The 24,289-nt window shown below is 64.9% G+C and carries 19 protein-coding genes, 1 tRNA gene and 1 pseudogene; 19 read left to right on the top strand and 2 right to left on the bottom strand.

The window, feature by feature from the left end; translation table 11 throughout:
- The 17 genes and pseudogenes from tuf to ACH2CY_RS19740 form a co-directional block, all read left to right on the top strand.
- Nucleotides 1-126: pseudogene (tuf, locus tag ACH2CY_RS19820) on the top strand (elongation factor Tu); the annotation flags it as partial.
- A gap of 101 nt (nucleotides 127-227) precedes the next feature.
- Nucleotides 228-303, top strand: a tRNA-Trp gene (locus tag ACH2CY_RS19815).
- A 54-nt stretch (nucleotides 304-357) separates the two neighbouring features.
- A complete protein-coding gene (gene secE, locus ACH2CY_RS19810) occupies nucleotides 358-555 on the top strand; it encodes a preprotein translocase subunit SecE (protein ID WP_395021116.1) in 198 nt (65 codons plus the stop codon).
- Nucleotides 556-557: 2 nt separating this feature from the next.
- On the top strand, nucleotides 558-1,088 hold the full coding sequence (gene nusG / locus ACH2CY_RS19805) for a transcription termination/antitermination protein NusG (protein WP_395021114.1): 531 nt from the start codon (nucleotides 558-560) through the stop codon (nucleotides 1,086-1,088).
- 137 nt (nucleotides 1,089-1,225) lie between these two features.
- The gene (gene rplK / locus ACH2CY_RS19800) at nucleotides 1,226-1,660 is read left to right on the top strand and encodes a 50S ribosomal protein L11 (RefSeq protein ID WP_395021113.1); all 435 of its coding nucleotides are present in this window, start codon (nucleotides 1,226-1,228) and stop codon (nucleotides 1,658-1,660) included.
- The gene (gene rplA / locus ACH2CY_RS19795; RefSeq protein ID WP_395021119.1) at nucleotides 1,657-2,370 is read left to right on the top strand and encodes a 50S ribosomal protein L1; all 714 of its coding nucleotides are present in this window, start codon (nucleotides 1,657-1,659) and stop codon (nucleotides 2,368-2,370) included. Before rplK ends, rplA begins: the two co-directional genes overlap by 4 nt.
- 317 nt (nucleotides 2,371-2,687) lie before the next feature.
- The gene (gene rplJ, locus ACH2CY_RS19790; protein WP_395021111.1) at nucleotides 2,688-3,203 is read left to right on the top strand and encodes a 50S ribosomal protein L10; all 516 of its coding nucleotides are present in this window, start codon (nucleotides 2,688-2,690) and stop codon (nucleotides 3,201-3,203) included.
- A gap of 78 nt (nucleotides 3,204-3,281) precedes the next feature.
- Entirely contained in the window at nucleotides 3,282-3,659 is a 378-nt protein-coding gene (rplL, locus tag ACH2CY_RS19785) for a 50S ribosomal protein L7/L12 (protein ID WP_395021109.1), read from the top strand.
- A 229-nt stretch (nucleotides 3,660-3,888) separates the two neighbouring features.
- Nucleotides 3,889-8,082: a DNA-directed RNA polymerase subunit beta gene (gene rpoB / locus ACH2CY_RS19780; RefSeq protein ID WP_395021108.1), complete on the top strand. Its 4,194-nt coding sequence runs from the start codon at nucleotides 3,889-3,891 to the stop codon at nucleotides 8,080-8,082.
- Nucleotides 8,083-8,134: 52 nt separating this feature from the next.
- Entirely contained in the window at nucleotides 8,135-12,307 is a 4,173-nt protein-coding gene (gene rpoC / locus ACH2CY_RS19775) for a DNA-directed RNA polymerase subunit beta' (protein WP_395021106.1), read from the top strand.
- A gap of 127 nt (nucleotides 12,308-12,434) precedes the next feature.
- Complete coding sequence (locus tag ACH2CY_RS19770) at nucleotides 12,435-13,604, top strand: glycosyltransferase (protein WP_395021104.1); 1,170 nt, start codon at nucleotides 12,435-12,437, stop codon at nucleotides 13,602-13,604.
- Nucleotides 13,601-14,479, top strand: coding sequence for a squalene/phytoene synthase family protein (locus ACH2CY_RS19765; protein WP_395021103.1), 879 nt, complete (start codon nucleotides 13,601-13,603; stop codon nucleotides 14,477-14,479). The genes ACH2CY_RS19770 and ACH2CY_RS19765 overlap by 4 nt, the downstream gene beginning before the upstream one ends.
- Nucleotides 14,480-14,484: 5 nt before the next feature.
- Nucleotides 14,485-15,327: a presqualene diphosphate synthase HpnD gene (gene hpnD / locus ACH2CY_RS19760; RefSeq protein WP_395021118.1), complete on the top strand. Its 843-nt coding sequence runs from the start codon at nucleotides 14,485-14,487 to the stop codon at nucleotides 15,325-15,327.
- 2 nt (nucleotides 15,328-15,329) lie between these two features.
- On the top strand, nucleotides 15,330-16,577 hold the full coding sequence (gene hpnE / locus ACH2CY_RS19755; protein ID WP_395021102.1) for a hydroxysqualene dehydroxylase HpnE: 1,248 nt from the start codon (nucleotides 15,330-15,332) through the stop codon (nucleotides 16,575-16,577).
- A gap of 216 nt (nucleotides 16,578-16,793) precedes the next feature.
- Nucleotides 16,794-18,284 (top strand): NADP-dependent succinate-semialdehyde dehydrogenase, encoded by a 1,491-nt coding sequence (gene gabD, locus ACH2CY_RS19750; RefSeq protein ID WP_395021100.1) that lies wholly within the window; start codon nucleotides 16,794-16,796, stop codon nucleotides 18,282-18,284.
- Between the two features lie 78 nt (nucleotides 18,285-18,362).
- Nucleotides 18,363-19,313 carry an ABC transporter ATP-binding protein gene (locus tag ACH2CY_RS19745; RefSeq protein WP_395021099.1) on the top strand — a complete coding sequence of 317 codons (951 nt, stop codon included), beginning with the start codon at nucleotides 18,363-18,365 and terminating at the stop codon, nucleotides 19,311-19,313.
- A complete protein-coding gene (locus tag ACH2CY_RS19740) occupies nucleotides 19,310-20,704 on the top strand; it encodes a hypothetical protein (protein ID WP_395021098.1) in 1,395 nt (464 codons plus the stop codon). The genes ACH2CY_RS19745 and ACH2CY_RS19740 overlap by 4 nt, the downstream gene beginning before the upstream one ends.
- On the opposite strand, the gene dapF is transcribed toward ACH2CY_RS19740, so the two are convergent.
- On the bottom strand, nucleotides 20,685-21,563 hold the full coding sequence (gene dapF, locus ACH2CY_RS19735) for a diaminopimelate epimerase (protein ID WP_395021097.1): 879 nt from the start codon (nucleotides 21,561-21,563) through the stop codon (nucleotides 20,685-20,687). The genes ACH2CY_RS19740 and dapF overlap by 20 nt on opposite strands.
- Nucleotides 21,560-22,447, bottom strand: coding sequence for a MurR/RpiR family transcriptional regulator (locus tag ACH2CY_RS19730; RefSeq protein ID WP_395021095.1), 888 nt, complete (start codon nucleotides 22,445-22,447; stop codon nucleotides 21,560-21,562). The genes dapF and ACH2CY_RS19730 overlap by 4 nt, the downstream gene beginning before the upstream one ends.
- 168 nt (nucleotides 22,448-22,615) lie before the next feature.
- Here ACH2CY_RS19730 and ACH2CY_RS19725 point away from each other — a divergent pair, with 168 nt between their 5' ends.
- Nucleotides 22,616-23,479 carry an ABC transporter permease gene (locus ACH2CY_RS19725; RefSeq protein WP_395021094.1) on the top strand — a complete coding sequence of 288 codons (864 nt, stop codon included), beginning with the start codon at nucleotides 22,616-22,618 and terminating at the stop codon, nucleotides 23,477-23,479.
- Nucleotides 23,476-24,288 carry an ABC transporter permease gene (locus tag ACH2CY_RS19720; protein ID WP_395021093.1) on the top strand — a complete coding sequence of 271 codons (813 nt, stop codon included), beginning with the start codon at nucleotides 23,476-23,478 and terminating at the stop codon, nucleotides 24,286-24,288. The genes ACH2CY_RS19725 and ACH2CY_RS19720 overlap by 4 nt, the downstream gene beginning before the upstream one ends.
- Nucleotide 24,289 lies beyond the last annotated feature (1 nt).

The raw sequence follows: 24,289 nt of genomic DNA, 5'->3' as shown, positions 1-24,289 counted from the left end.
GGCGACAACATCTCGATGGAGGTGCACCTGATTGCGCCGATCGCGATGGACGAAGGCCTCCGCTTCGCGATCCGCGAAGGCGGCCGCACCGTCGGCGCCGGCGTCGTCGCCAGCATCATCGAGTAAGTCACTCGATCGGAAAGACTCGAGCGAAGGGCGGCCAGACCACCGGCCGCCCGTCGTACTGAAAAGAGACAAGGGAACGACTTTAGAATTCAGTCGCGCATAGGGGCATAGCTCAACTGGTAGAGCGTCGGTCTCCAAAACCGAAGGTTGCGGGTTCGATCCCTGCTGCCCCTGCCAGCTGACAAAGCGACTGGAAACGAAAGCGGACAAAGACGGAATTAGATGGCGCAGATGGCAAGCAAGAGCCCGGTCGAGTTCTTCCGGCAGGTCCGGACCGAGGTGGCGAAGGTCACCTGGCCGAGCCGCAAGGAGACCATGCTGACCACGACGATGGTCTTCGTCATGGTGATTATGGCGTCGATCTTCTTCCTGGCGGTCGATGCCCTGCTTTCGACCGGGATCACCGCGATCCTGGGCTTCGGGGGCTGAGCATGGCGCAGCGTTGGTACGTGGTGCACGTCTACTCCGGCTTCGAGCGCAAGATCGCCCAGTCGATCCGCGAGCAGGCCACGCAGATGGGCATGTCGACCCTGGTCTCGGAAGTGCTGGTCCCGACCGAAGAGGTCGTCGAGATGCGGCGCGGCACCAAGGTGAATGCCGAGCGCAAGTTCTTCCCGGGCTATGTCCTGGTGAAGATGGAATTGACCGACGAGACCTGGCATCTCGTCATGAACACGCCGAAGGTGACCGGCTTCCTCGGCGGCAAGGGCAAGCCCACGCCGATCTCGGAAGCCGAGGCGATGCGGATCCAGCACCAGGTGCAGGAAGGCATCGAGCGGCCGAAGCGCGCGATCATCTTCGAGATCGGCGAGCAGGTCCGCGTCAACGACGGCCCGTTCACCTCCTTCACCGGCATGGTGGAGGAAGTGGACGAGGAGAAGGGTCGCTTGAAGGTGGCGGTGTCGATCTTCGGTCGCGCCACGCCGGTCGAGCTTGAGTATTCGCAGGTCGAGAAGGTCTGACCTTCCAGCTTGCGTGAGACCGACCGACGGCGGGACCGTCGGAACATGCGGGAGGTCCGCCAGGCCTTTGACCGCGAAACCCGAGGGCCCAGCTCTTTCCCGGATAGGGATGAGTTGCCCGAATATGAGGTTGGACTATGGCGAAGAAGATTGAAGGCTATATCAAGTTGCAGATTCCGGCCGGCAAGGCCAATCCGTCCCCGCCGGTCGGTCCGGCGCTCGGTCAGCGCGGCCTGAACATCATGCAGTTCTGCAAGGAGTTCAACGCGGCGACCCAGCAGCTGGAGCATGGCATGCCGATCCCGGTGGTGATCACCGCTTTCTCGGATCGCTCGTTCACCTTCGTGACCAAGACTCCGCCGGCCAGCTACTTCCTGAAGAAGGCCGCGAAGATCGAGAAGGGCTCGAAGACGACTGGTATCGGTTCCTTCGTCGGCAAGGTGACGATGAGCCAGTGCCGCGAGATCGCCAAGACGAAGATGGCGGACCTGAACGCGCATGACCTCGACGCCGCTGCGGAGATGATCAAGGGCTCCGCGCGCTCGATGGGCCTGCAAGTGGTGGAGGGCTGATCATGGCCGGTAAGCGTTACAAGGCGGCCGCGAAGGGTCTCGACCGCAACAAGTTCTACTCGGTCGAAGAGGCCGTGAAGCTGGTCAAGGAACGCGCCAAGGCGAAGTTCGACGAGACCATCGAGATGGCCTTCAACCTCGGCATCGATCCGAAGCATGCCGACCAGAACGTGCGCGGCGTGATCTCGCTGCCGCATGGCACCGGCAAGACCGTTCGCGTCGCCGTCTTCGCCAAGGGCGAGAAGGCGGAAGCCGCGAAGAAGGCTGGTGCGGATCTCGTCGGCGCCGATGACCTTGCGGAAAAGGTCCAGGCGGGCCAAATGGACTTCGACCGGGTGATCGCGTCGCCGGACATGATGGTGACCGTCGGCAAGCTCGGTAAGGTCCTGGGCCCGCGCGGCCTGATGCCGAACCCGAAGCTCGGCACCGTGACCAACGACATCGCCGAGGCCGTCAAGGCGGCCAAGGGCGGTCAGGTCGAATACCGCGCGCAGAAGGAAGGCATCGTCCACGCCGGCGTCGGCAAGGCGAGCTTCAGCGAGCAGGCTCTGGTCGAGAACGTGAAGGCGCTGATCAACGCGGTCAGCCGGGCCAAGCCGGCCGGCGCCAAGGGCACCTACATGAAGAAGGTGTCGATCAGCTCCACGATGGGCCCCGGCCTGAAGCTGGATATCAGCGCAGTGGCCGTTGCGCCGACCGCGGCTGAGTAAGTTGAGAATTCCGCCGCTCTTCGACGAAGGGCGGCGGTTTCGGCGGGCTCTTATTTGATCCCGCTGCCCTGTCCGAGACTGCTGGTCCTCTTCTGTAGAGGGTAATGGGAACTCCGGTTCCCGCCTGCACAGACGGGAGTTGAAGCGATTTCGCCGATGAAACCGGCCTCCGGTTTTTTAGACGAAACGCGGCTTGAACTTCTGGGACAGGTACGCCGGACTTTCCGGATACCTCCGATCGCAAGATCGGCTCCGGAAGGTCCAATCGTAACCGGTTCGGGAGTCTTGAGTTCCCGGACCAATATCGGAGACGAACAGTGGACCGTTCTGGCAAACAGAAACTGGTGTCCGAGATCCAGGAGACGTTGAAGGACGCAGAGCTGGTGGTGATCACCCAGCAAAGCGGCCTGACCGTCGCCGAGGTCAGCGATCTGCGTCGCAAGATGCGGGCCGCGGGCGCCGGCTACAAAGTGGCCAAGAATCGGCTGGCACAGCTCGCTCTGAAGGGCACGAAGTACGAAGGCCTTGAAAAGCTCCTGAAAGGTCCGACGGCGATTGCTTTTTCGTCGGATCCGATTGCAGCCGCCAAGGTCGCCGTCACTTTCGCCAACAGCAACGAGAAGCTCAAGATCGTCGGTGGCTCGATGGGCGCCGACGTGCTGGGTCCGGACGCGGTCAAGGCTTTGGCCACGCTTCCGAGCCTCGACGAGCTTCGCGCCAAGCTGATCGGCATGCTGCAGACCCCCGCGACCCGCGTCGCGACGGTGCTGCAGGCTCCCGCCGGCCAGCTGGCTCGTGTCTTTGGCGCCTATGCCAAGAAGGGCGAAGCCTGATTGCCGGTTGATTCCGGTGGGCCGATCCCGAGCTCAGAAGAAGTTCAAACCCGTTTAAGTCGAAACTAGGAGAATACAATGGCTGATCTGCAGAAGTTGGTGGACGAGCTCTCGAAGCTGACCGTCCTCGAGGCTGCCGAGCTTTCCAAGAAGCTCGAAGAGGCTTGGGGCGTCTCGGCGGCGGCCGCGGTTGCGGTTGCTGCTCCGGCCGGTGGCGCCGGTGGCGCGGCTGCGGCCGAAGAGAAGACCGAGTTCACCGTGGTCCTCGTCGATGGCGGCGAGAAGAAGATCAACGTGATTAAGGAAGTGCGCGCGATCACCGGCCTGGGCCTCAAGGAAGCCAAGGACCTGGTCGAGGGCGCGCCGAAGCCCGTGAAGGAAGGCGTCAACAAGCAGGAAGCCGCCGACCTGAAGAAGAAGCTGGAAGAAGCCGGCGCTAAGGTCGAGCTGAAGTAGTTCGGCGGCCGGCCTTCTTTAGGCCGATTGGGATGGGGAAGCGCCGGCCGCAAGGCTCGGCGCTTCCACGCCTTCTAAAGACAGGCGATTTTCCGCCTGAAGTGACGCTCCGATCGGCGTCGATTTCAAACGATCGGAACGGCTGTCGTGGCCGCCTGGATGGAGAAGTCCGAAAGGGAATACGGCACTTGGCGTTCGAGATCGGGCGCGAACTGACGCGAGGAATGCGATGAACAAATCCCTGACTGGCCGCAAGCGTATCCGCAGGACTTTCGGACGGATCTCCGAAATCACGACGATGCCGAACCTGATCGAGGTGCAGAAAAGCTCCTACGACCAGTTCCTGCAGATCGGCGTGGCCGCGGAGAACCGGCAGAGCATCGGCCTCCAGGAAGTTTTCCGTTCGGTTTTCCCGATCCGCGATTTCTCGGAGAAGGCCGAGCTGCAATTCGTGCGCTATGAGCTCGAAGAGCCGAAATACGACGTCGAGGAATGCCAGCAGCGCGGCATGACCTTCGCAGCACCCTTGAAGGTGACCTTGCGCCTGGTCGTCTGGGACACCGACGAAGAGACCGGTGCGCGCTCCATCCGCGACATCAAGGAGCAGGACGTCTACATGGGCGACATGCCCTTGATGACCCGCTCCGGCACTTTCATCGTCGCCGGCACCGAGCGAGTCGTCGTCTCGCAGATGCACCGCTCGCCGGGCGTGTTCTTCGACCACGACAAGGGCAAGACCCACAGCTCGGGCAAGTACCTGTTCGCGGCCCGCGTCATTCCCTATCGCGGCTCCTGGCTCGACTTCGAGTTCGACGCCAAGGATCTCGCCTATGTCCGCATCGACCGTCGCCGCAAACTGCCGGCGACCACGCTGCTGCTCGCCCTCTGGGGCAAGGAAGCGGCGGCGAAGATCGCCAAGGGCGAGCCGCTCACCGAGGAAGATCGTCGTTTCGGCGGCATGTCCCCGGAAGAGATCCTGAACTTCTTCTACAAGCGCGTGGTCTTCTCGAAGACCAAGAAGGGCTGGACCACCGCCTTCGATCCCTCGCGCATGAAGAGCATGAAGATGCTCGCGGACCTCGTCGACGCGAAGACCGGCAAGGTCATGGCGGAAGCCGGCTCGAAGATGACCCCGCGCGTCGCCCGCAAGCTCCAGGAGCAGGGGCTGAAGGAACAGCTGGTGCAGCCGGAAGAGATGCTGGGCCGCTTCTCGGCCGGCGATCTCATCAACGAGAGCACCGGCGAGATCTTCATCGAGGCCGGTGACGAGATCACCCAGGCGGTGCTCGACCAGCTCGATGAAGCGGGCATCAAGGAGATCGCGACCCTCAACATCGACAACGTGATGGTGGGTCCGTACATCCGCAACACGCTGGCCGCCGACAAGAATTCGGGCCGCGAGGAAGCGCTGATCGACATCTACCGCGTCATGCGCCCCGGCGAGCCGCCGACGCTGGACACCGCGGAAGCGCTGTTCAACGGCCTGTTCTTCGACCTCGAGCGCTACGACCTCTCCTCGGTTGGCCGCGTGAAGATGAACTCGCGTCTCTCGGTGCTGTCCGAGGATCGTTTCGATCCGAAGGGCGCCGACGACCAGACGCGCGTGCTCCGCAAGGAAGACATCCTCGCGATCCTGATGGTCATGACCGAGCTGAAAGACGGTCGCGGCGAGATCGACGACATCGACCATCTCGGCAACCGCCGTGTGCGTTCGGTCGGCGAGCTCCTCGAGAACCAGTATCGCCTTGGCCTGCTGCGCATGGAGCGTGCGATCCGCGAGCGCATGAGCTCGGTCGAGATCGACACGGTCATGCCGCACGACCTGATCAACGCCAAGCCGGCGGCGGCGACGGTGCGCGAGTTCTTCGGCTCGTCGCAGCTCTCGCAGTTCATGGACCAGACCAACCCGCTCTCCGAGATCACCCACAAGCGCCGTCTCTCGGCGCTCGGGCCGGGCGGTCTGACCCGCGAGCGCGCGGGCTTCGAGGTGCGCGACGTGCATCCGACCCATTACGGCCGGATCTGCCCGATCGAAACCCCGGAAGGTCCGAATATCGGCCTGATCAACAGCCTGGCGACCTTCGCCCGCATCAACCAGTACGGCTTCATCGAGAGCCCGTATCGCAAGGTCGAGAAGGGCCATGTGACCGACGAGGTGATCTATCTCTCGGCGATGGAAGAGGGCAAGTACACGATCGCCCAGGCCAACGCTGCGGTCGATGCCAAGAACAAGCTGGTCGATGACCTGATCTCCTGCCGTCGCGCGGGCGACTTCATCATGGCCCGCAAGGACGACATCGAATACATCGACGTCAGCCCGAAGCAGCTCGTGTCGGTCGCCGCGGCGCTCATCCCGTTCCTCGAGAACGACGACGCCAACCGCGCGCTGATGGGCTCGAACATGCAGCGTCAGGCGGTGCCGCTCCTCCAGGCACAGGCCCCGCTGGTCGGCACCGGCATGGAAGGCACCGTCGCCCGCGACTCGGGCGTCGCCATCGGCGCACGCCGTGGCGGCATCATCGACCAGGTGGACGCGACCCGTATCGTCATCCGCGCCACCGATGAGACCGATCATGCGGCACCCGGCGTCGATATCTACAACCTGCTGAAGTTCCAGCGCTCGAACCAAAACACCTGCATCAACCAGCGTCCGCTGGTGAAGGTGGGCGACATCGTCGACAAGGGCGACATCATTGCCGACGGTCCGTCGACCGATCTCGGCGAGCTGGCGCTCGGCCGGAACGTGCTGGTCGCCTTCATGCCGTGGCAGGGCTACAACTTCGAAGACTCGATCCTGATCTCCGAGCGGATCGTCAGCGACGACGTCTTTACCTCGATCCACATCGAGGAATTCGAGGTGATGGCCCGCGACACCAAGCTCGGCCAGGAAGAAATCACCCGCGACATTCCGAACGTGGGTGAAGAGGCCCTGAAGAACCTCGACGAAGCCGGCATCGTCTACATCGGCGCCGAAGTGAAGCCGGGCGACATCCTGGTCGGCAAGGTCACGCCGAAGGGCGAAAGCCCGATGACCCCGGAAGAGAAGCTGCTGCGCGCGATCTTCGGCGAAAAGGCCTCGGACGTGCGCGACACCTCCATGCGCCTGCCGCCGGGCGTGTCCGGCACGGTCGTGGAAGTGCGCGTCTTCTCGCGCCGCGGCGTCGATAAGGACGAACGTGCGCTGGCGATCGAGCGCGCCGAGATCGAGCGTCTGGCCAAGGATCGCGACGACGAAAAGGCGATCCTCGAGCGGAACGTCTACTCGCGTCTGAAGGAGTTGCTGCTCAATCAGACCGCGGCGGGCGGCCCGAAGGCCCTGAAGCCCGATACCAAGATCACCGACAAGGTGCTCTCCGAGTTCACGCCGGGCCAGTGGCGCCAGATCTCGGTGAAGAACGACAAGCGCATGGCCGAGATCGAGGCCCTGAAGAAGCAGTTCAACGAGAGCATCCAGGCCCTCGAGAAGCGCTTCGAGAGCAAGGTCGAGAAGCTGCAGCGCGGCGACGAGCTGCCGCCGGGCGTCATGAAGATGGTCAAGGTCTTCGTCGCGGTGAAGCGCAAGCTGCAGCCGGGCGACAAGATGGCCGGCCGTCACGGCAACAAGGGCGTGGTCTCGAAGATCGTGCCGGCGGAAGACATGCCGTATCTCGAGGACGGCACCCCGGTCGATATCGTGCTGAACCCGCTGGGCGTGCCATCGCGCATGAACGTCGGGCAGATTCTGGAGACACATTTGGGTTGGGCCTGTTCCAGCCTCGGTAAGCAGGTCGGGCAGATGCTCGACAAGCTGCACCACGAGAACGGCAAGACCGCCGATCTCCGGAAGGCGATGAAGGACATCTACGGCGACAAGTCGTTCAAGCATGACATCCAGGACATGCCGGACGATCAGCTGATCGAGATGGCGGAGCACATCCGGAACGGCGTTCCGGTGGCCTCGCCGGTGTTCGACGGCGCGCGTGAGGAAGACATCGTCCAGATGCTGGAGAAGGCCGGGCTGCACCGCTCGGGCCAGGTGCATCTGACCGATGGCCGCACCGGCGAGCGTTTCGAGCGTTCGGTGACCGTCGGCTACATCTACATGCTGAAGCTGCACCACCTGGTGGACGACAAGATCCACGCGCGTTCGATCGGCCCATACAGCCTGGTCACCCAGCAGCCGCTGGGCGGCAAGGCGCAGTTCGGCGGTCAGCGCTTCGGCGAAATGGAAGTCTGGGCCCTCGAGGCCTATGGCGCCGCCTATACGCTGCAGGAAATGCTGACGGTGAAGTCGGACGACGTGTCGGGCCGTACCAAGACCTACGAGGCGATCGTCCGCGGCGACGACAACTTCGAGGCCGGTATCCCGGAATCCTTCAACGTGTTGGTGAAGGAACTCCGGTCGCTCGGTCTCAATGTCGAGCTGACGCAGACGAACTACTAAGTAGACTGAATCGGATCGCCGCTCTCGACAGGGCGGCAGGATGGAGATGGGTATGAACCAAGAACTGATGAACGTGTTCGGCCAGCCGAGCGGCACGCAGACCTTCGATCAGATCAAGATCGCGATCGCGAGCCCCGAGCGGATTCGTTCCTGGTCCTTCGGCGAGATCAAGAAGCCGGAGACGATCAACTACCGAACCTTCAAGCCGGAACGCGACGGTCTGTTCTGCGCCCGCATCTTCGGGCCGATCAAGGACTACGAGTGCCTGTGCGGCAAGTACAAGCGCATGAAGTATCGCGGCATCATCTGCGAGAAGTGCGGCGTTGAAGTCACGCTCTCGAAAGTGCGCCGCGAGCGCATGGGCCATATCGAGCTGGCCTCGCCGGTCGCGCACATCTGGTTCCTGAAGTCGCTGCCGAGCCGCATCGGTCTGCTGCTCGACATGACCCTGAAGGATCTGGAGCGCATCCTTTACTTCGAGAACTACGTCGTCATTGAGCCGGGCCTGACCCCGCTGAAGCTGCACCAGCTTCTGAGCGAGGAGCAGTACCTGGACGCGCAGGATGAGTACGGCCAGGACTCGTTCCAGGCCGGCATCGGCGCCGAGGCGATCAAGACCATGCTCTCGGCTCTCACCATGGAGACCGAGCGCGAGACCATGAAGGTCGAGCTGCGGGAAACCGGCTCGGAGGCCAAGCGCAAGAAGCTGGTGAAGCGCCTGAAGCTGGTCGATGCCTTCCTGGAATCCGGCTCGAAGCCGGAATGGATGATCATGGACGTGATCCCGGTCATCCCGCCGGAGCTGCGCCCGCTGGTGCCGCTCGACGGCGGCCGCTTCGCGACCTCGGATCTGAACGACCTCTACCGCCGCGTCATCAACCGCAACAACCGTCTGAAGCGCCTGATCGAGCTGAAGGCGCCGGACATCATCGTCCGCAACGAGAAGCGCATGCTGCAGGAAGCGGTCGATGCGCTGTTCGACAACGGCCGTCGTGGCCGCGTCATCACCGGCGCCAACAAGCGTCCGCTGAAGTCGCTCAGCGACATGCTGAAGGGCAAGCAGGGCCGGTTCCGTCAGAACCTGCTCGGCAAGCGCGTCGATTACTCGGGCCGTTCGGTCATCGTCGTCGGTCCGGAACTGAAGCTGCACCAGTGCGGCCTGCCGAAGAAGATGGCGCTCGAGCTGTTCAAGCCGTTCATCTATTCCAAGCTCGAGCTCTACGGCATGGCTTCGACCATCAAGGCGGCGAAGCGCATGGTGGAGAAGGAGCGTCCGGAGGTCTGGGACATCCTCGAAGAGGTGATCCGCGAGCATCCGGTGATGCTGAACCGCGCGCCGACCCTGCATCGCCTCGGCATCCAGGCTTTCGAGCCGGTGCTGATCGAAGGCAAGGCCATTCAGCTGCACCCGCTGGTCTGCACCGCCTTCAACGCCGACTTCGACGGCGACCAGATGGCGGTCCACGTGCCGCTGTCGCTGGAAGCCCAGCTCGAAGCCCGCGTGCTGATGATGTCCACCAACAACATCCTCAGCCCCGCGAACGGCAAGCCGATCATCGTGCCGAGCCAGGACATCGTCCTCGGTCTCTACTACCTCACGATGGAAGCGGACAATCAGCCGGGCGACGGCATGGCGTTCGGCTCGATCGCCGAGCTGCTGCATGCGCTCGAAGCCAAGGCCGTGACCCTGCACACCAAGATCAAGGCGCGGCTCGAGGTCTATGACGACTCCGGCAAGCTGGTGACCAAGGTGATCGGCACCACGCCGGGCCGCATGTTGCTCTCGGAGATCTTCCCGAAGCATCCGAACCTGCCGTTCTCGATCATCAACCGCCTGCTGACGAAGAAGGAGATCACCAATGTGATCGACGCCGTCTATCGTCACTGCGGCCAGAAGGAGACGGTGATTTTCGCCGACCGCATGATGGGCTTGGGCTTCGGCCAGGCCTGCAAGGCGGGCATCTCCTTCGGCAAGGACGACCTCATCATCCCGGAGAGCAAGCACCGCCTGGTCGCCGACGCTCAGGAGAAGGTGAAGGAGTTCGAGCAGCAGTACCAGGACGGCCTGATCACCCAGGGCGAGAAGTACAACAAGGTGGTGGACGTCTGGTCGACCTGCACCGACAAGGTCGCCGAAGAGATGATGAAGTCGATGTCGAAGAACTCGACCGGCGTCAACATCAACTCGGTCTACATGATGGCGCACTCCGGCGCCCGCGGCTCCGCGGCGCAGATCAAGCAGCTGGCCGGCATGCGCGGCCTGATGGCCAAGCCGTCGGGCGAGATCATCGAGACGCCGATCATCTCGAACTTCAAGGAAGGCCTGACCGTGCTCGAGTACTTCAACTCGACCCACGGCGCCCGCAAGGGTCTGGCCGACACCGCCTTGAAGACGGCGAACTCGGGCTACCTCACCCGTCGTCTGGTCGACGTGGCGCAGGACGCGATCATCACGATCGAGGATTGCGGCACGGCCGACGGTCTGACGGTGAAGGCGGTGGTCGAAGGCGGCGAGGTCATCGCGCCGCTGGCCGAGCGTATTCTCGGCCGCACGACCGCCTGGGACGTGAAGGATCCGCTCTCGGGCAAAATGGTGGCGAAGGCCGGCACCTTGATCGACGAAGCTCTGGTCGATGCGATCGACCGGGCCGGAATCGACGTGGTGAAGATCCGTTCGGTGCTGACCTGCGAGGCGCCGACCGGCGTCTGCGGCAAGTGCTACGGGCGCGATCTCGCCCGCGGTACCCCGGTCAACATCGGCGAGGCGATCGGCGTGATCGCGGCGCAGTCGATCGGCGAGCCGGGCACCCAGCTCACCATGCGTACCTTCCACATCGGCGGTGCCGCCCAGCGCGGCGCCGAGCAGTCCTCGATCGAGGCGACCTACGAGGCGGTGTTGCAGGTGAAGAACCGCAACGTCGTCATCAACAGCGAGGGCCTGCCGGTCGTGATGGGCCGCAATAGCGAGCTGGTCCTGGTCGATGACCAGGGCCGCGAGCGTGCGCGCCATCGCGTGCCCTACGGCGCGAAGCTGCTGGCCGACCAGGACGCCAAGGTGACCAAGGGTCAGAAGCTGGCCGAGTGGGATCCGTACACTCTGCCGATCCTGACCGAGCGCGACGGCATCGTGAACTACATCGACCTCGTCGAGGGCGTGTCGGTCCGCGAAGTTGTCGACGACACCACCGGCATCTCGAACCGGGTGGTCATCGACTGGAAGCAGCAGCCGCGCGGCAACGACCTGCGCCCGCGCATCACGCTGCGTGACGACAAGGGCGAGCTGATCATGCTGCCGAGCGGCATCGAGGCGCGCTACTTCCTCTCGGTCGACGCCATTCTCTCGGTCGAGAACGGTGCGGCGGTGCGCGCCGGCGACGTGCTGGCCCGTGTCCCGCGCGAAGGCACCAAGACCCGCGACATCACCGGCGGTCTGCCGCGGGTGGCGGAACTGTTCGAGGCCCGCAAGCCGAAGGACTTCGCGATCATCAGCGACATCGCCGGCCGCGTGGAATTCGGCAAGGACTACAAGACCAAGCGTCGCGTGGTCGTGGTGCCGGAGGATGCCAGCCAGCAGTCGTTCGAATACCTGATCCCGAAGGGCAAGCACATCTCGGTGCAGGAAGGCGACTACGTCCAGAAGGGCGACTACCTGATGGACGGCAGCCCGGTGCCGCATGACATCCTCAACGTCATGGGCGTCGAAGCGCTGGCGCAGTACCTGATCAACGAGATCCAGGAGGTCTATCGCCTGCAAGGTGTGAAGATCAACGACAAGCACATCGAGGTGATCGTTCGCCAGATGCTGCAGAAGATCGAGATCACCGAGCCGGGCGATACCACCTTCCTGGCGGGCGAGCAGGTCGACCGCGGCGAGTTCGAGGAAGAGAACCAGAAGGCCCTGAAGGAAGGCGGCCGTCTCGCCCAGGGAGCCCCGGTGCTGCTCGGCATCACCAAGGCTTCGCTGCAGACGCGCTCCTTCATCTCGGCGGCGTCGTTCCAGGAGACCACCCGCGTCCTCACCGAGGCGGCGGTCTCCGGCCGGGTCGATACGCTGATCGGCCTGAAGGAGAACGTGATCGTGGGTCGCCTGATCCCGGCCGGCACGGGCTCGGTGATGGCGCGCTTCAAGCAGCTTGCTGCCGATCGCGATCGCGAGCTCCAGGCTCAGAAGGCCCCGGCGGCTCTGCCGGACGCCTCGTCCGAGCCGAAGGCGGGCGCTGCGTAAAGCCGCGTTTTCTTCGCCTAAATGTGACGAAAACCCCGCCGGATTTCCGGCGGGGTTTTTGCTATCTGGAGCCAGGCATATTAGACTCCGCCCAACGATCCCCAATGGGACCACTGTCGGACCGAACATGCTGAGTTTGAGTTTCATCCTGTCGATCGTCGCGGTCGGCATCTGGACGTATCTGCTGCTGTTTCGCGGCTTCTTCTGGCGCGAGACGGCGAAGCCTGCGCCGGAACAGGCGCCAGCCGACTGGCCGGAAGTCGTCGTGGTGACTCCGGCGCGCAACGAGGCGGACGTCGTCGGCCAGTCGATGGCGGCGCTGCTGGCGCAGGATTATGCCGCCACGATCCAAATCGTGCTGGTTGACGACGACAGCACCGATGGCACCACCGAAGCCGCGGAACGTGCCGCCGCAAAGTCGCAGACCCATCACAAGCTTACCGTGGTGAAGAACGCCGCCCTGGCGCCGGGTTGGACCGGCAAAATGTGGGCGGTTAATCGCGGCCTGAGCGAAGCCGAGCGCCTGGCGCCCGACGCGAAGTACGTGCTGCTGACCGACGCCGATATCCTGCATGAGCGCACCAGCCTCCGACAACTGGTGAGCCAGGCGGAGCAGGGCGGATTGAAGTTGGTCTCGCTGATGGCGCGCCTGAAGACCGAGACCCTGGCCGAGCGCGCCTTGATCCCGGCCTACATCTTCTATTTCCAGAAGCTCTACCCCTTCTCCTGGGTGCGCGATCCCGGCAACAAGCTGGCGGGTGCCGCCGGCGGCTGCATGCTGGTCGATCGCGCGGCCCTGAAGGCGATCGGCGGTATTGCCGCCATCCGCAGCGCGCTGATCGACGATTGTGCGCTCGGCAAGGCGATCAAGGCTCAGGGCCCGATCTGGCTCGGCCTCGCCGACGGCGTCGCGAGCCTGCGCGGCTATCCCAGGTGGACAGATGTCTGGATGCTGATCGCGCGCTCGGCCTTCACCCAGTTGGGCTTCAGCGCGGCGATGCTGGTCGTGTCGACCGTCATGATGCTCGCGACCTATGTGATGCCGCTGGCGCTCGCCCTCTTCGCCGAGGGCCCGGCGCGGTTCCTGGGTGCGATCGGCTTCTTCGCGATGATTTTCGCCTATCAGCCTACGCTGCGCTATCACCGGCTCTCCGCGCTCTGGGCCCTGGCCATGCCGGCGATCGCGACCTTCTACACCGCGGCAACGATCGACTCCGCCTTGCGCTACTGGTCCGGGCGGGGCGGGCAGTGGAAAGGGCGCATGCAAGCGTCTCGGGGCATTGAGGGCGAAGCATGACCGCGGCCGCCGTCGATATCGCGACGCCCTCGGGCAAGCATAAGGGCAACGAGAATTTCCCGGTCGGCTCGGCCCTGATCCGCGCCGATCTCCGGCCGCATGTCCATGCCTTCTACCGCTTCGCGCGGATGGGAGACGACATCGCCGACAATCCCGCGCTCGAACCGGAGGACAAGGTCCGGCGTCTCACCATGATGCAGGACGTGCTGCTCGATCCAACCCGCGAGGACATTCCCGAAGGCGCCGCGCTCCGCCGCAGCCTCGCCGCGACCTTTGTTTCACCCAAGCATAGCTGCGACCTGCTGACCGCCTTCAAGATGGATGCGACCAAGCAGCGCTACGCCGACTGGGGCGAGCTCATGACCTATTGCCGCTACTCGGCCTCGCCCGTCGGGCGGTATCTGCTCGACCTGCACCGCGAGGATCCGGCCGGCTGGTTCGCCTCGGACGCGCTCTGCAATGCGCTGCAGGTGATCAACCACCTGCAGGATGTTCAGGTCGATTTCCTGGAGATGGATCGGATCTATGCGCCGCTCGACCACTTCTCGGCGGCCGGTGCCGATGTTGGCCATCTGCGGGGCAAGATCTCCAGCCCGGGCTTGCGCAAGGCGCTCGACCGGCTGCTCGATGAGACGGAAAAGCTGATGATCGACGCCCGCCAACTGCCCGATGTCTTGAAGAACTTCCGCCTGCGCGCCGAAAGCGCCACCATCGTGCGCCTCGCCGATCGCATGATTGCGTCGCTGCGCGAGCGCGATCCGCTGGCGGAACGGGTGAAGCCGGCGAAGCGCGACTTCCTGTTCTCCGGGCTGGAGGGGATCGGCTGGGCGATCATGGTCGGCCTCCGCAGGAAGCCGCGCGGGGCTGCGTCGTGACGGACATGGCTTTGAACCAGTTGCAATCCGCGATCGCCGCCAAGGTCCAGGCCAGTGGCACCTCGTTCTACTCGGCAATGCGCCTGCTGCCCGCCGAGCGGCGCAACGCCATGTACGCGATCTACGCCTTCTGCCGCGAAGTCGACGATATCGCCGACGAAGGCGGCTCGCTGGAGGCCAAGCGCGCCGGGCTCGAGGAATGGCGCGCCGAGGTCGACCGCATCTACGCCGGCGCACCGCAGAAGCCGATCGCGCAGGCGCTGCTGACCCCGGTCAAGACCTTCGGCTTGCGCAAGCAGGATTTCCTGGCGGTGATCGACGGCATGCAGATGGATGCCGAGACCACCATCGTCGCCCCCGATCTCGCCACCCTCGATCTCTACTGCGACCGCGTCGCCAGTGCGGTTGGCCATCTCTCGGTGCGGGCCTTCGGCTGCACCGAGCCGGAAGCCGATGAGGTCGCGCATCATTTGGGCCGTGCGCTGCAGCTCACCAACATCCTGCGCGACCTGGTCGAGGACGGCGAGCGCGGCCGGCTCTATTTGCCGAAGGAGCTGTTGGAGCAGCACGGCATCCCCTATGCCGATCCCATGGCGGTGGTTCGGCACCCGAAGCTGAAGAAGGTCTGCCGCGACGTCGCGATCCTGGCGCTGGACCACTATTCCAAGGCGCGCAGCGCGATGGATCGCTGCGCCAAGGGGCCGATGCGCCCGGCGGCGATCATGGGTGCGGTCTATCGCGCGATCCTGAAACGCCTGATCAAGGCCGACTGGCGCAAGCCGGATGAACCGGTGAAGCTGCCGAAATGGCAGAAGCTCTGGTTGGCCTTCCGCTACGGATTCCTGTGACGATGAGCGCTACGGTCCATGTGATCGGGGCCGGCATGGCGGGCCTCGCGGCCTCCGTGCGGCTGGCGCAGACTGGCCGCAAGGTGGCACTCTACGACGCCGCAGGCCAGGCAGGCGGCCGCTGCCGCTCCTACTTCGACGAGACGCTGGGCTGCCGCCTCGACAACGGCAATCACCTCCTGGTCAGCGGCAACACCGCCGCCATGGCCTATATCGCCGAGACCAACGCCGCCGCGACCTTCGTCACCGCCGACATCGCCGCCTTTCCCTTCCTGGATCTGAAATCACAGGAACGCTGGTCGGTGCGGCCGACTGAAGGCCGCGTGCCCTGGTGGCTGTTCGTCGCCGGCCGCCGCGTCGCCGGCACCAGCGCGCTGGATTATCTCGACGCGCTGAAGCTCACCCGCGCCGCCGCGACCGCCACCATCAGCCAGACCCTGGACGCGCGCCGCGTGATCTACGAGCGGCTCTGGGTGCCGCTGGCCGTGGCCGCCCTCAACACCGAGGTTGAGCAGGCCTCGGCGCGCTTGCTCGGCATGATCTTCGCCGAGACCTTCGGCCGTGGTGGTGCCGGCCTGCATCCGCTTTACCCGAAGGAGGGCCTGAGCGAGAGCCTAGTCGATCCCGCTTTGGCGGTGATCCAGGCCAAGGGCGGCAGCTTGCGCTTCGGCCAGCGCTTGCGGTCGCTGCGCTTCGAGGGCGAGCGGGTCGCAGCACTCGATTTCGGCCGCGGCGAGCTGGCGCTCGACGCCGAGGACAGCGTCGTCCTCGCCATCACCGCGCCGGTCGCCAAGGACCTGATCCCCGCACTCGACCCGCCGGATGCGTTTCGCGCCATCGTCAACTCGCATTTCAAAGTCGAGACTCTGCCGGGGCAGGCCTACAGCTTCCTCGGCTTGGTCAACGGCACGGCGGATTGGATCTTCCTGAAACCCGGCGTGATCTCGACCACGACCAGCGCCGCCGATCGTCTTGTCGACCGCGACGCCGAAGTCCTCGCCGCGGCTCTCTGGAAAGACATTGCCCAGGCCTATGGCCTCGACCCCGCCAAGCTGCCGGCGCACCGCGTGGTGAAGGAGAAGCGCGCGACCTTCGCCTGCACGCCGGCGCAATTGCTGCGCCGGCCGAAGGCGCGCACCCGCTGGCGCAATCTCGTCCTCGCCGGCGACTGGACCGACACCGGCTGGCCGGCGACCATCGAAGGCGCCATCCGCTCCGGCTTCACCGCCGCAGCTGCACTCGCGGCGTAACGAATCGCCGGAACAGCGCCGCGCCGGCCGCGTTGGTGCTGGCGTACCGCCTCTGCTTCAGCCGCAGATCCGCCCTCGCGGCGGCGACGGTTGAATGCGGCCTCGAATAGTCTATCTATCTGATATTGAATGATAAAAGCCGATCTGCACCCGCGTTGCATTTCGTCTGCCCGGGCGTATACTCCGCGCTTTCCAACAACCGACCGAGGTCTTCTCATGTCGCAAGCTGCCGCCAAGGCGCCGACTGCGGCTTCTCTCCCGCTCAAGGACAAGTCGCTGTTCCGCGAGCAGTGCTACATCGACGGCAAGTGGGTCGATGCGGATTCCGGCGAGACCGTTGCGGTCACCAATCCCGCGACCGGCGAGACCCTCGGCACCATCCCGAACATGGGCACGGCGGAAACCAAGCGCGCGATCGAGGCGGCCAATGCCGCCTGGGGCGCCTGGCGCAAGAAGACCGGCAAGGAGCGCGCGGTCGTCCTGCGCAAGCTCTTCACCTTGATGATGGAGAACCAGGACGACCTGGCCATGCTGATGACGGCGGAGCAGGGCAAGCCGCTCGCGGAGAGCAAGGGCGAGGTCGCCTATTCCGCGTCCTTCATCGAGTGGTTCGCGGAAGAGGGCAAGCGCACCTATGGCGACGTGATCCCGACCTGGGCCGCCGACAAGCGCATCGTCGTGCAGAAGGAGCCGATCGGCGTGGTCGCGGCGATCACGCCCTGGAACTTCCCGAGCGCGATGATCGCCCGCAAGGCCGGCCCGGCGATGGCCGCCGGTTGCCCGATCGTGATCAAGCCCGCGACCCAGACGCCGTATTCGGCGCTGGCCATGGCGGTGCTCGCCGAACGCGCGGGTATCCCGGCCGGCATCTTCAACGTGCTGACCGGCTCGGCGCGGGAGATCGGCGGCGAGATGACCTCGAACCCGATCGTGCGCAAGCTGACCTTCACCGGCTCGACCGAGATCGGCAAGCTGCTGCTGCAGCAATGCGCCGGCACGGTGAAGAAGGCCTCGATGGAGCTCGGCGGTAACGCGCCCTTCATCGTGTTCGACGACGCCGATCTCGATGCGGCGGTCGAAGGCGCCATCGCCTCCAAGTACCGCAACACCGGCCAGACCTGCGTCTGCGCCAACCGCCTCCTGGTCCAGGACGGCGTCTATGACGCCTTCGCCGCCAAGCTCGCGGCCGCGGTCGCGAAGCTGAAGGTCGGCGACGGCTTGAAGGGCGAGACCCAGCAGGGCCCGTTGATCGACGACAAGGCCGTGGCCAAGGTCGAGGAGCACATCGCCGATGCGGTGAAGAAGGGTGCCCGCATCATCGCCGGCGGCAAGCGGCATGCGCTCGGCGGCACCTTCTTCGAGCCGACCATCCTCGCCGACGTGACCCCGGCGATGGCGGTCGCGAAGGAAGAGACCTTCGGCCCGGTCGCCCCGCTGTTCCGATTCAAGACCGATGCCGAGGCGGTGCAGATGTCGAACGACACCGAGTTCGGCCTCGCTTCCTACTTCTACAGCCGCGACATCGGCCGCATCTGGCGCGTCGCCGAGCAGCTCGAATACGGCATGGTCGGCATCAACACCGGCCTCATCTCGACCGAAGTGGCGCCGTTCGGCGGCGTCAAGGAATCCGGTCTCGGCCGCGAGGGGTCGAAATACGGCATCGACGACTACCTCGAGATTAAATACATGTGCCTTGGCGGCATCTGACCGCTGCTCTTATGATCTGACCGGCCTCCCGCTCGAACGGGGGCCGGTCATTTCTATTGCGGCGGGTGGACTTCCAAAATGATCCGCGTCGAGCATCTGATCTTCGACTATCCGGGTCACCGCGCCCTCAACGACGTCAGCTTCCAGATTGCGCCCGGCACAATCACCGCTTTGGTCGGTCCGAACGGCGCCGGCAAGTCCACCTTGATGCGGGTCTGCTCCGGATTGGAGCGGCCGTTTGCCGGCAGGGTGAGCCTGCAGGACATCGACGTTCACGCCAGCCCGCGCGAAGCCCACGAGCGGATGGGCTACCTGCCGGATTTCTTCGGCCTCTATGACGAGATGACGGTGCGGCAATGCCTGGAATACCGCGCCGCCGCCCAAGGCGTCTCCAAGGAAAAGCAATGCGAGGCCGTCGATCTCGCCGCCGCGCGCATGGAGCTCACCGACCGCCTCAGCCAGCGCGCCGGCGAGCTCTCGCGGGGCTTGCGGCAGCGCCTCGCCATCGCCCAGGCCACCATCCACAACCCGGTCTTCGTCATGCTGGACGAGCCGGCCTCCGGACTCGACCCGGAAGCGCGGATCGGCCTCGCCAGCGCTTTGAAGACGCTCTGCGCCGAGGGCATGACCATCATCGTCTCCTCGCACATCCTGGCCGAGCTCGACGACTATTCCACCCATATCCTGATGATCCGCGACGGCACCATCATCGAGCACGCGCCGCTGCACGACCTCGGCAACGCCCCCGGCGAACACGTGCGGATCGCCGTCACCTTGGCGGAGCCGGACCCGCGGCTGCCGCTGGTCTTGAACGCCGTGCCCGGCATCGTGGTCGAGCGCGCCGATGATCGCTCGGCCTTGCTGTCGACCAACGGCGGCGCAACCACGCGCCAGGCGCTGCTGAAAGGCCTGGTCGAGGCCGGCTTGCCGGTGGTCGAGTTCAGCGCCGAACGGCCGGGCTTGCAGGATGCCTATCTGGCGCGGATGCGCGCGGCCGGCGGCCGGTCCGCCATCAGTCCTTCCAAATGAGGATCAATCCGGAGTTTCGCCGCAATGTCTGGGTGCAGTTCACCTGGACCCGCCTGCTGGCGGCGCCTTTGCTCACCGTCATCGCCTGCTACGGCTATCTGCTGATCTCCGACCACGATTATCGCTGGCTGCAGAATGCCGCCGAGCTGATCGGCGGCGGCGTCATCATCGGCCTGCTCGGCACCCGCCGCGCCGCGGACTCGCTGGCCGAGGAGGTGAGCGGCGGCACCTGGGACAGCCAGCGCATGTCCGGCCTGGGTGCCTGGCAGATGACCTGGGGCAAGCTCTTGGGTAGCACCGCCTTCAACTGGTACTGCGCTGCGATCGCGGTGCTGGTCGTGCTCTGGACCAGCAACCGGATCGAGGCGCTGGGCGGCATCGGCCGGCCGCCCTTCGAGGTGATCTTCAACGTGGCGGTCGGCGGCTTGATGGCCCAAGCCGCGGCCTTCGCCATCGCGCTCATTCTGATGCGCAAGGCGGCGCGCTACCGGCGCCTCACCATCACGCTCGCCCAGAGCTGCGGCTTCCTGCTCTATTTCTTCTTCGTGCACGGCGGGTTCGGCGGCCAGACGCCGGCGCGCTTCTCCTCGGCCGCGGTCTGGATGGGCGGCACCGTCACCTGGTACGGCCAGGAATACCCGGCCGAGCTCTTCAGCATCGCCGTACTCGGCATCGCCTGCGCCTGGGCGGTGCTGGGCGCCTATCGGCTGATGCGCAACGAGCTGCAGTATCGCAGCCAGCCCTGGATCTGGACCCTGTTCATCGTCTTCGTCCTGCTCTTCGTCGCCGGATTCCCGCCGGCGCCGCAGCTCGGCTATGCCTTCCTCGCCCTGGTGGTGCTGACCTATGCGGCCTTCTTCGCGGATCATCGCGATCCGGTGCGCTATCGCTGGGCGCTGCAGGCGGTCAGAGACCGCAACTGGCCGGAAACCTTCGCCGCCATCCCCTGGTGGCTGATCAGCTATGTCTTCGCGGCGGTCGTGGGCATCGTGCTGGCGCTCAGCCTGCCGGGCGACATCGACGTCGGCACCGTCCCCGACAATGCGCCCCCGGCCTTGCAGATGGCCATGATGGTGCCGCAGCATCTGTCGACCTCGATGGTGCTGACCCTGCTGTTCGTGCTGCGCGACCTGCTGGTCATGCTCTGGTTCAGCTGCAGCCCCTGGCGGGCCAAGGCCGACGTCGCCGGCATCATCTATCTCGCGCTGGCCTACTGGCCGCTGGCGGCGATCCTCTGGGTGACCGGCGCGCCGCATCTGCTGTCCGTCGTGGTCCCGATCGCGACCGGCAATTTCGGCACCGACTTCGTGCCGATTGCGATCGAGCTCGCCTTCGCGATGTTCCTGTTCTACGCCCGCTGGCGCGAGATCACTAGGCTAAAGCCGCGGTAAGGCCGTGCGCCGCCAGCCAGGCGTCTGAAATCTCGCCCTCGGCGATCAGCTCCGCCGGCCCGGCCAGGGTGACTTCGGTGAACTCGCGCGCCGCGGCGCGGAAGCCGATCCGCAGCAACCCGCCGCCGGTCGGGTGGATCAGCACCGGCGCGGCGCTGCCGAACTTGCGATGCGCCATCAGCCCGACGGCGACCGCACCGGTCCCGCAGGCCAAGGTCTCCATCTCGACGCCGCGCTCATAGGTCCGCATCCGGAAACTGCCGTCGGCCCGCCGCAGCGCGAAATTGGCGTTCACCCCGCGCGGCGCAAATGCCGCGTGATGGCGCAGCGCGCGCCCGACCCCGTCGACATCCAGCTTTTCCAGCGCCGCCTCGCTCTCCAGGAAGATCACGGTATGCGGCACGCCGGTATCGATGCTGAAACACTCGAAACCCTGGCCGCCAATCTCGATCGAGAGCGGGGCCCGTTCATCGACCGGCGGGGTCATCTGCAGGGTGACGATCGCACCCTCGAGCGTCGCCCGGATCGGCCCGGCATCGGTCGCCATCGTGCCGGCGCCGCGCATCAGGCCGAGCTGCGCGGCGCGCAGCACGGTGCAGCGGGCGCCGTTGCCGCACATCTCGCCGTCCATGCCGGTGCGGTTCACATAGGTCATGCGGAAATCGGCGCCATCCAGGCCCGGCTGGATCAGGATCAGCCCGTCGCCGCCCAGGCCCTTGCGCCGGTCGCAGATTTCCCGCGCCAGGTCCTCGCGCCGCGTGTGCCAGAGGCCGGCGCGGTCGTCGATCACCACGAAGTCGTTGCCGCAGCCATGCATCCGGGCGAAGGGCAGGCCGCCACGCTTCGAGGCGGCGTTCACTTCAGGCCGCCATTGGCATCGGCCGGGCCGCCGACATGGCCGATGAAGCGGCCGTAGAGGCCGGAGACTTCCGCCATGCGCTTCTCCACCGCGGGACCCAGTTCCTTGAAGATCTCGTTGATCAGCAGGTTGCTGAAGCTCGCCATCTGCGCGGTCGATTCCCAGAACATGTTGAACTCGGTCGGGATCACGAACATCTCGTCCACGACCTCGTGGCCCCAGTTGCAATAGATGTCGGTGATCAGCGTGGTCGGGATCTTGGCCCGCCGCGCCTCCTGTGCCAAGTCCAGCGCGAGGCGGGAATAGCGCCGGGCCTCGAACAGCACCAGGGCATTGTCCTTTGGCGCCTCCAGCAGCACATCGACGAAATTGCCGCCGGCCAGGTCCACCAATTGCACACCGGGCCGCAGGTATTGCAGCTGGTTGCAGAAGAACTGGGCGATCCCGCGCTCGGTCTGGAAGCCGGCGACATGGACCCGGGAGACCCGGGCCAGCCGTTTCACCACCCGCTTCCATTCCTTGGTTTGCGCCGTCTCATAGACGCTGACCAGGGCTGCGATCTCCAGCTCCAGCCCTCGGGCAAGCGCGTCGGCGCGGCGACCGCTGCGGGCGCGGAAATCCTTCAGCCGGTCGCCGATCAGCCAGGGGGCGTCGCCGATATCGGCCTTCAGATCCGCCTTCAGGTCCTTGAAATGCCGGTAGCCCAGGCTGCGACAGAAACGCCCGACCATCGGCTCGCTGACCCCGGTCTTCTCCGCGACCGTGGCCGAGGTCTCGAAGGGCAGGGCGGAGAGGTTCGCCAGCATATAGCTGGCGACCGCCTTTTCCGCCTTGGTGGCTTCGGCAAGGCTGGCGGTCAGGCGCTGTCGAACCGAACTGCTCATGGGTCCCGATCAAGGGTGGAACGACTCAGTCTCGCCAGTTTTCTAAAACCCAGTCAATTGATTTCCATTTTCTGACCGCCTAGACTTCCGCGGGTCAGAATCAGCCATTCAGGCTGGCGCGAAGCAACCGGCCGCAACGACGGCCGACCGCAGGGAGCATCGGGCGTCTTGGTCAAGGCGGAACATCGGCCTTATCTGCTGCTGTCGCCGGCGCTGCTTTCGCTCGCCCTATTCCTGATCGCGCCGATCCTGTTCATCTTCGCCTATTCCTTCTGGCTCAGGGCCGACAACGGCCAGGACATCCCGGCCTTCCAGTTCGCCAACTGGCAATCGGTGCTCACCGACGGCTTCTACTGGCTGGCCTTGCGCGAGACCTTCATCACCTCGGCGGTGACCACGCTGATCTGCATCCTGGTCGGCTATCCGGCCGCCTATTTCCTGGCCCGCTGCCGCTTCAACAACAAGGCGCTGCTGCTGTTCCTGTTGTTCCTGCCGTTCTGGATCTCCTACATCATCCGCACCTTCGCCTGGATCAATGTGCTGGGGAAGAACGGCTTCGTGAACTCGGTGTTGATGGCGACCGGCGTCATCGACGAGCCGATGAAGCTGCTCTACAACGATTTCTCGGTGATCATGGGGCTCGCCTACTTCCTGCTCCCCTACATGATCATCAACGTCTATGTCAGCCTGGACGGCATCGACCGGAATCTTGAATCCGCGGCGCGCACGCTCGGCTGCACCGCCTGGCAGACCTTCCGCGAGGTGACCCTGCCGCTGTCGCTGCCGGGCCTCGGCGCCGGCAGCCTGCTCTGCTTCGTGCTGGCGGCCGGCAGCTTCGTCACCCCGCGGCTGCTGGGCGGCACCGACACCCTGTTCTACTCCGAGCAGATCTACGACGTGGTGATCGGCCAGCTGGACTGGCCGACCGGATCGGTGCTGTCGCTGATCCTGCTGATCTCGCTTGCCATCGTGGTGGCCGTCTACAACCGCTTCATGAGTCTCTCCGACATCTACCGGAGCTTCGCGAAATGAGCGGCACTGGGGTGAGCGAGCGGCAGGGCCTGGGCTGGAACGCGCTCCGCCTGGTGACGCTCTGCGTCTACATCTTCATGTTCGCGCCGATCGTCGTCGTCATCCTGCTGGCCTTCAATTCGTCCCGCAGCGGCTCCTTCCCGATGGAAGGCTTCAGCCTGCAATGGTTCGCGAAACTCTCCGAGAACCAGTCGATCGTCGATGCCTTCAAGACCTCGCTGATCCTGGCTGGCACGTCCTCGCTGCTGGCGACCCTGATCGGCGTCATGGCGGCCCTGGCGCTGATCCGCTACAGCTTCCGCGGCAAGGCGTTGATCAACAACATTCTCAGCCTGCCGCTGCTGATGCCCGAAGTGGTGCTGGGCGTGGCACTGCTGATGTTCCTGAAATTCCTCAGCATGCCGCGCAGCTTCCTGGTGCTGCTGGTCGGCCACACGGTGCTCTCGCTGCCCTATGTGGTGCTGGTGGTGCAGGCCCGGCTGGTGGGCTTGCGCCAGCATTACGAGGAGGCGGCCTTGAGCCTCGGCGCCAACCGCATCCAGACCTTCACCGCGATCACCCTGCCGCTGATCGCGCCCGCGGTGATCGGCGGCTTCCTGTTTGCGGCGACCCTGTCCTTCGACAACATCACCGCGACCTTGTTCTGGAAGAAGCCGGGCATCGAGACGGTGCCGACCAAGATCTTCGCCATGCTGCGGACCTCGATCAGCCCGGAAATCAACGCATTGGGCGCGGTGATGATCGTCATCACCATCGCGCTACCGCTGGTCGGCGGCTTCATGATCCGCAGATTGAGCCGAGTTCGATAAA

It is taken from the genome of Dongia sp. (assembly GCF_041905885.1).
Taxonomy (GTDB): Bacteria; Pseudomonadota; Alphaproteobacteria; order Dongiales; family Dongiaceae; genus Dongia.
The sequence above is the reverse complement of the archived record's forward strand: the minus strand, read 5'-3'. Positions and strand labels throughout refer to the sequence as shown.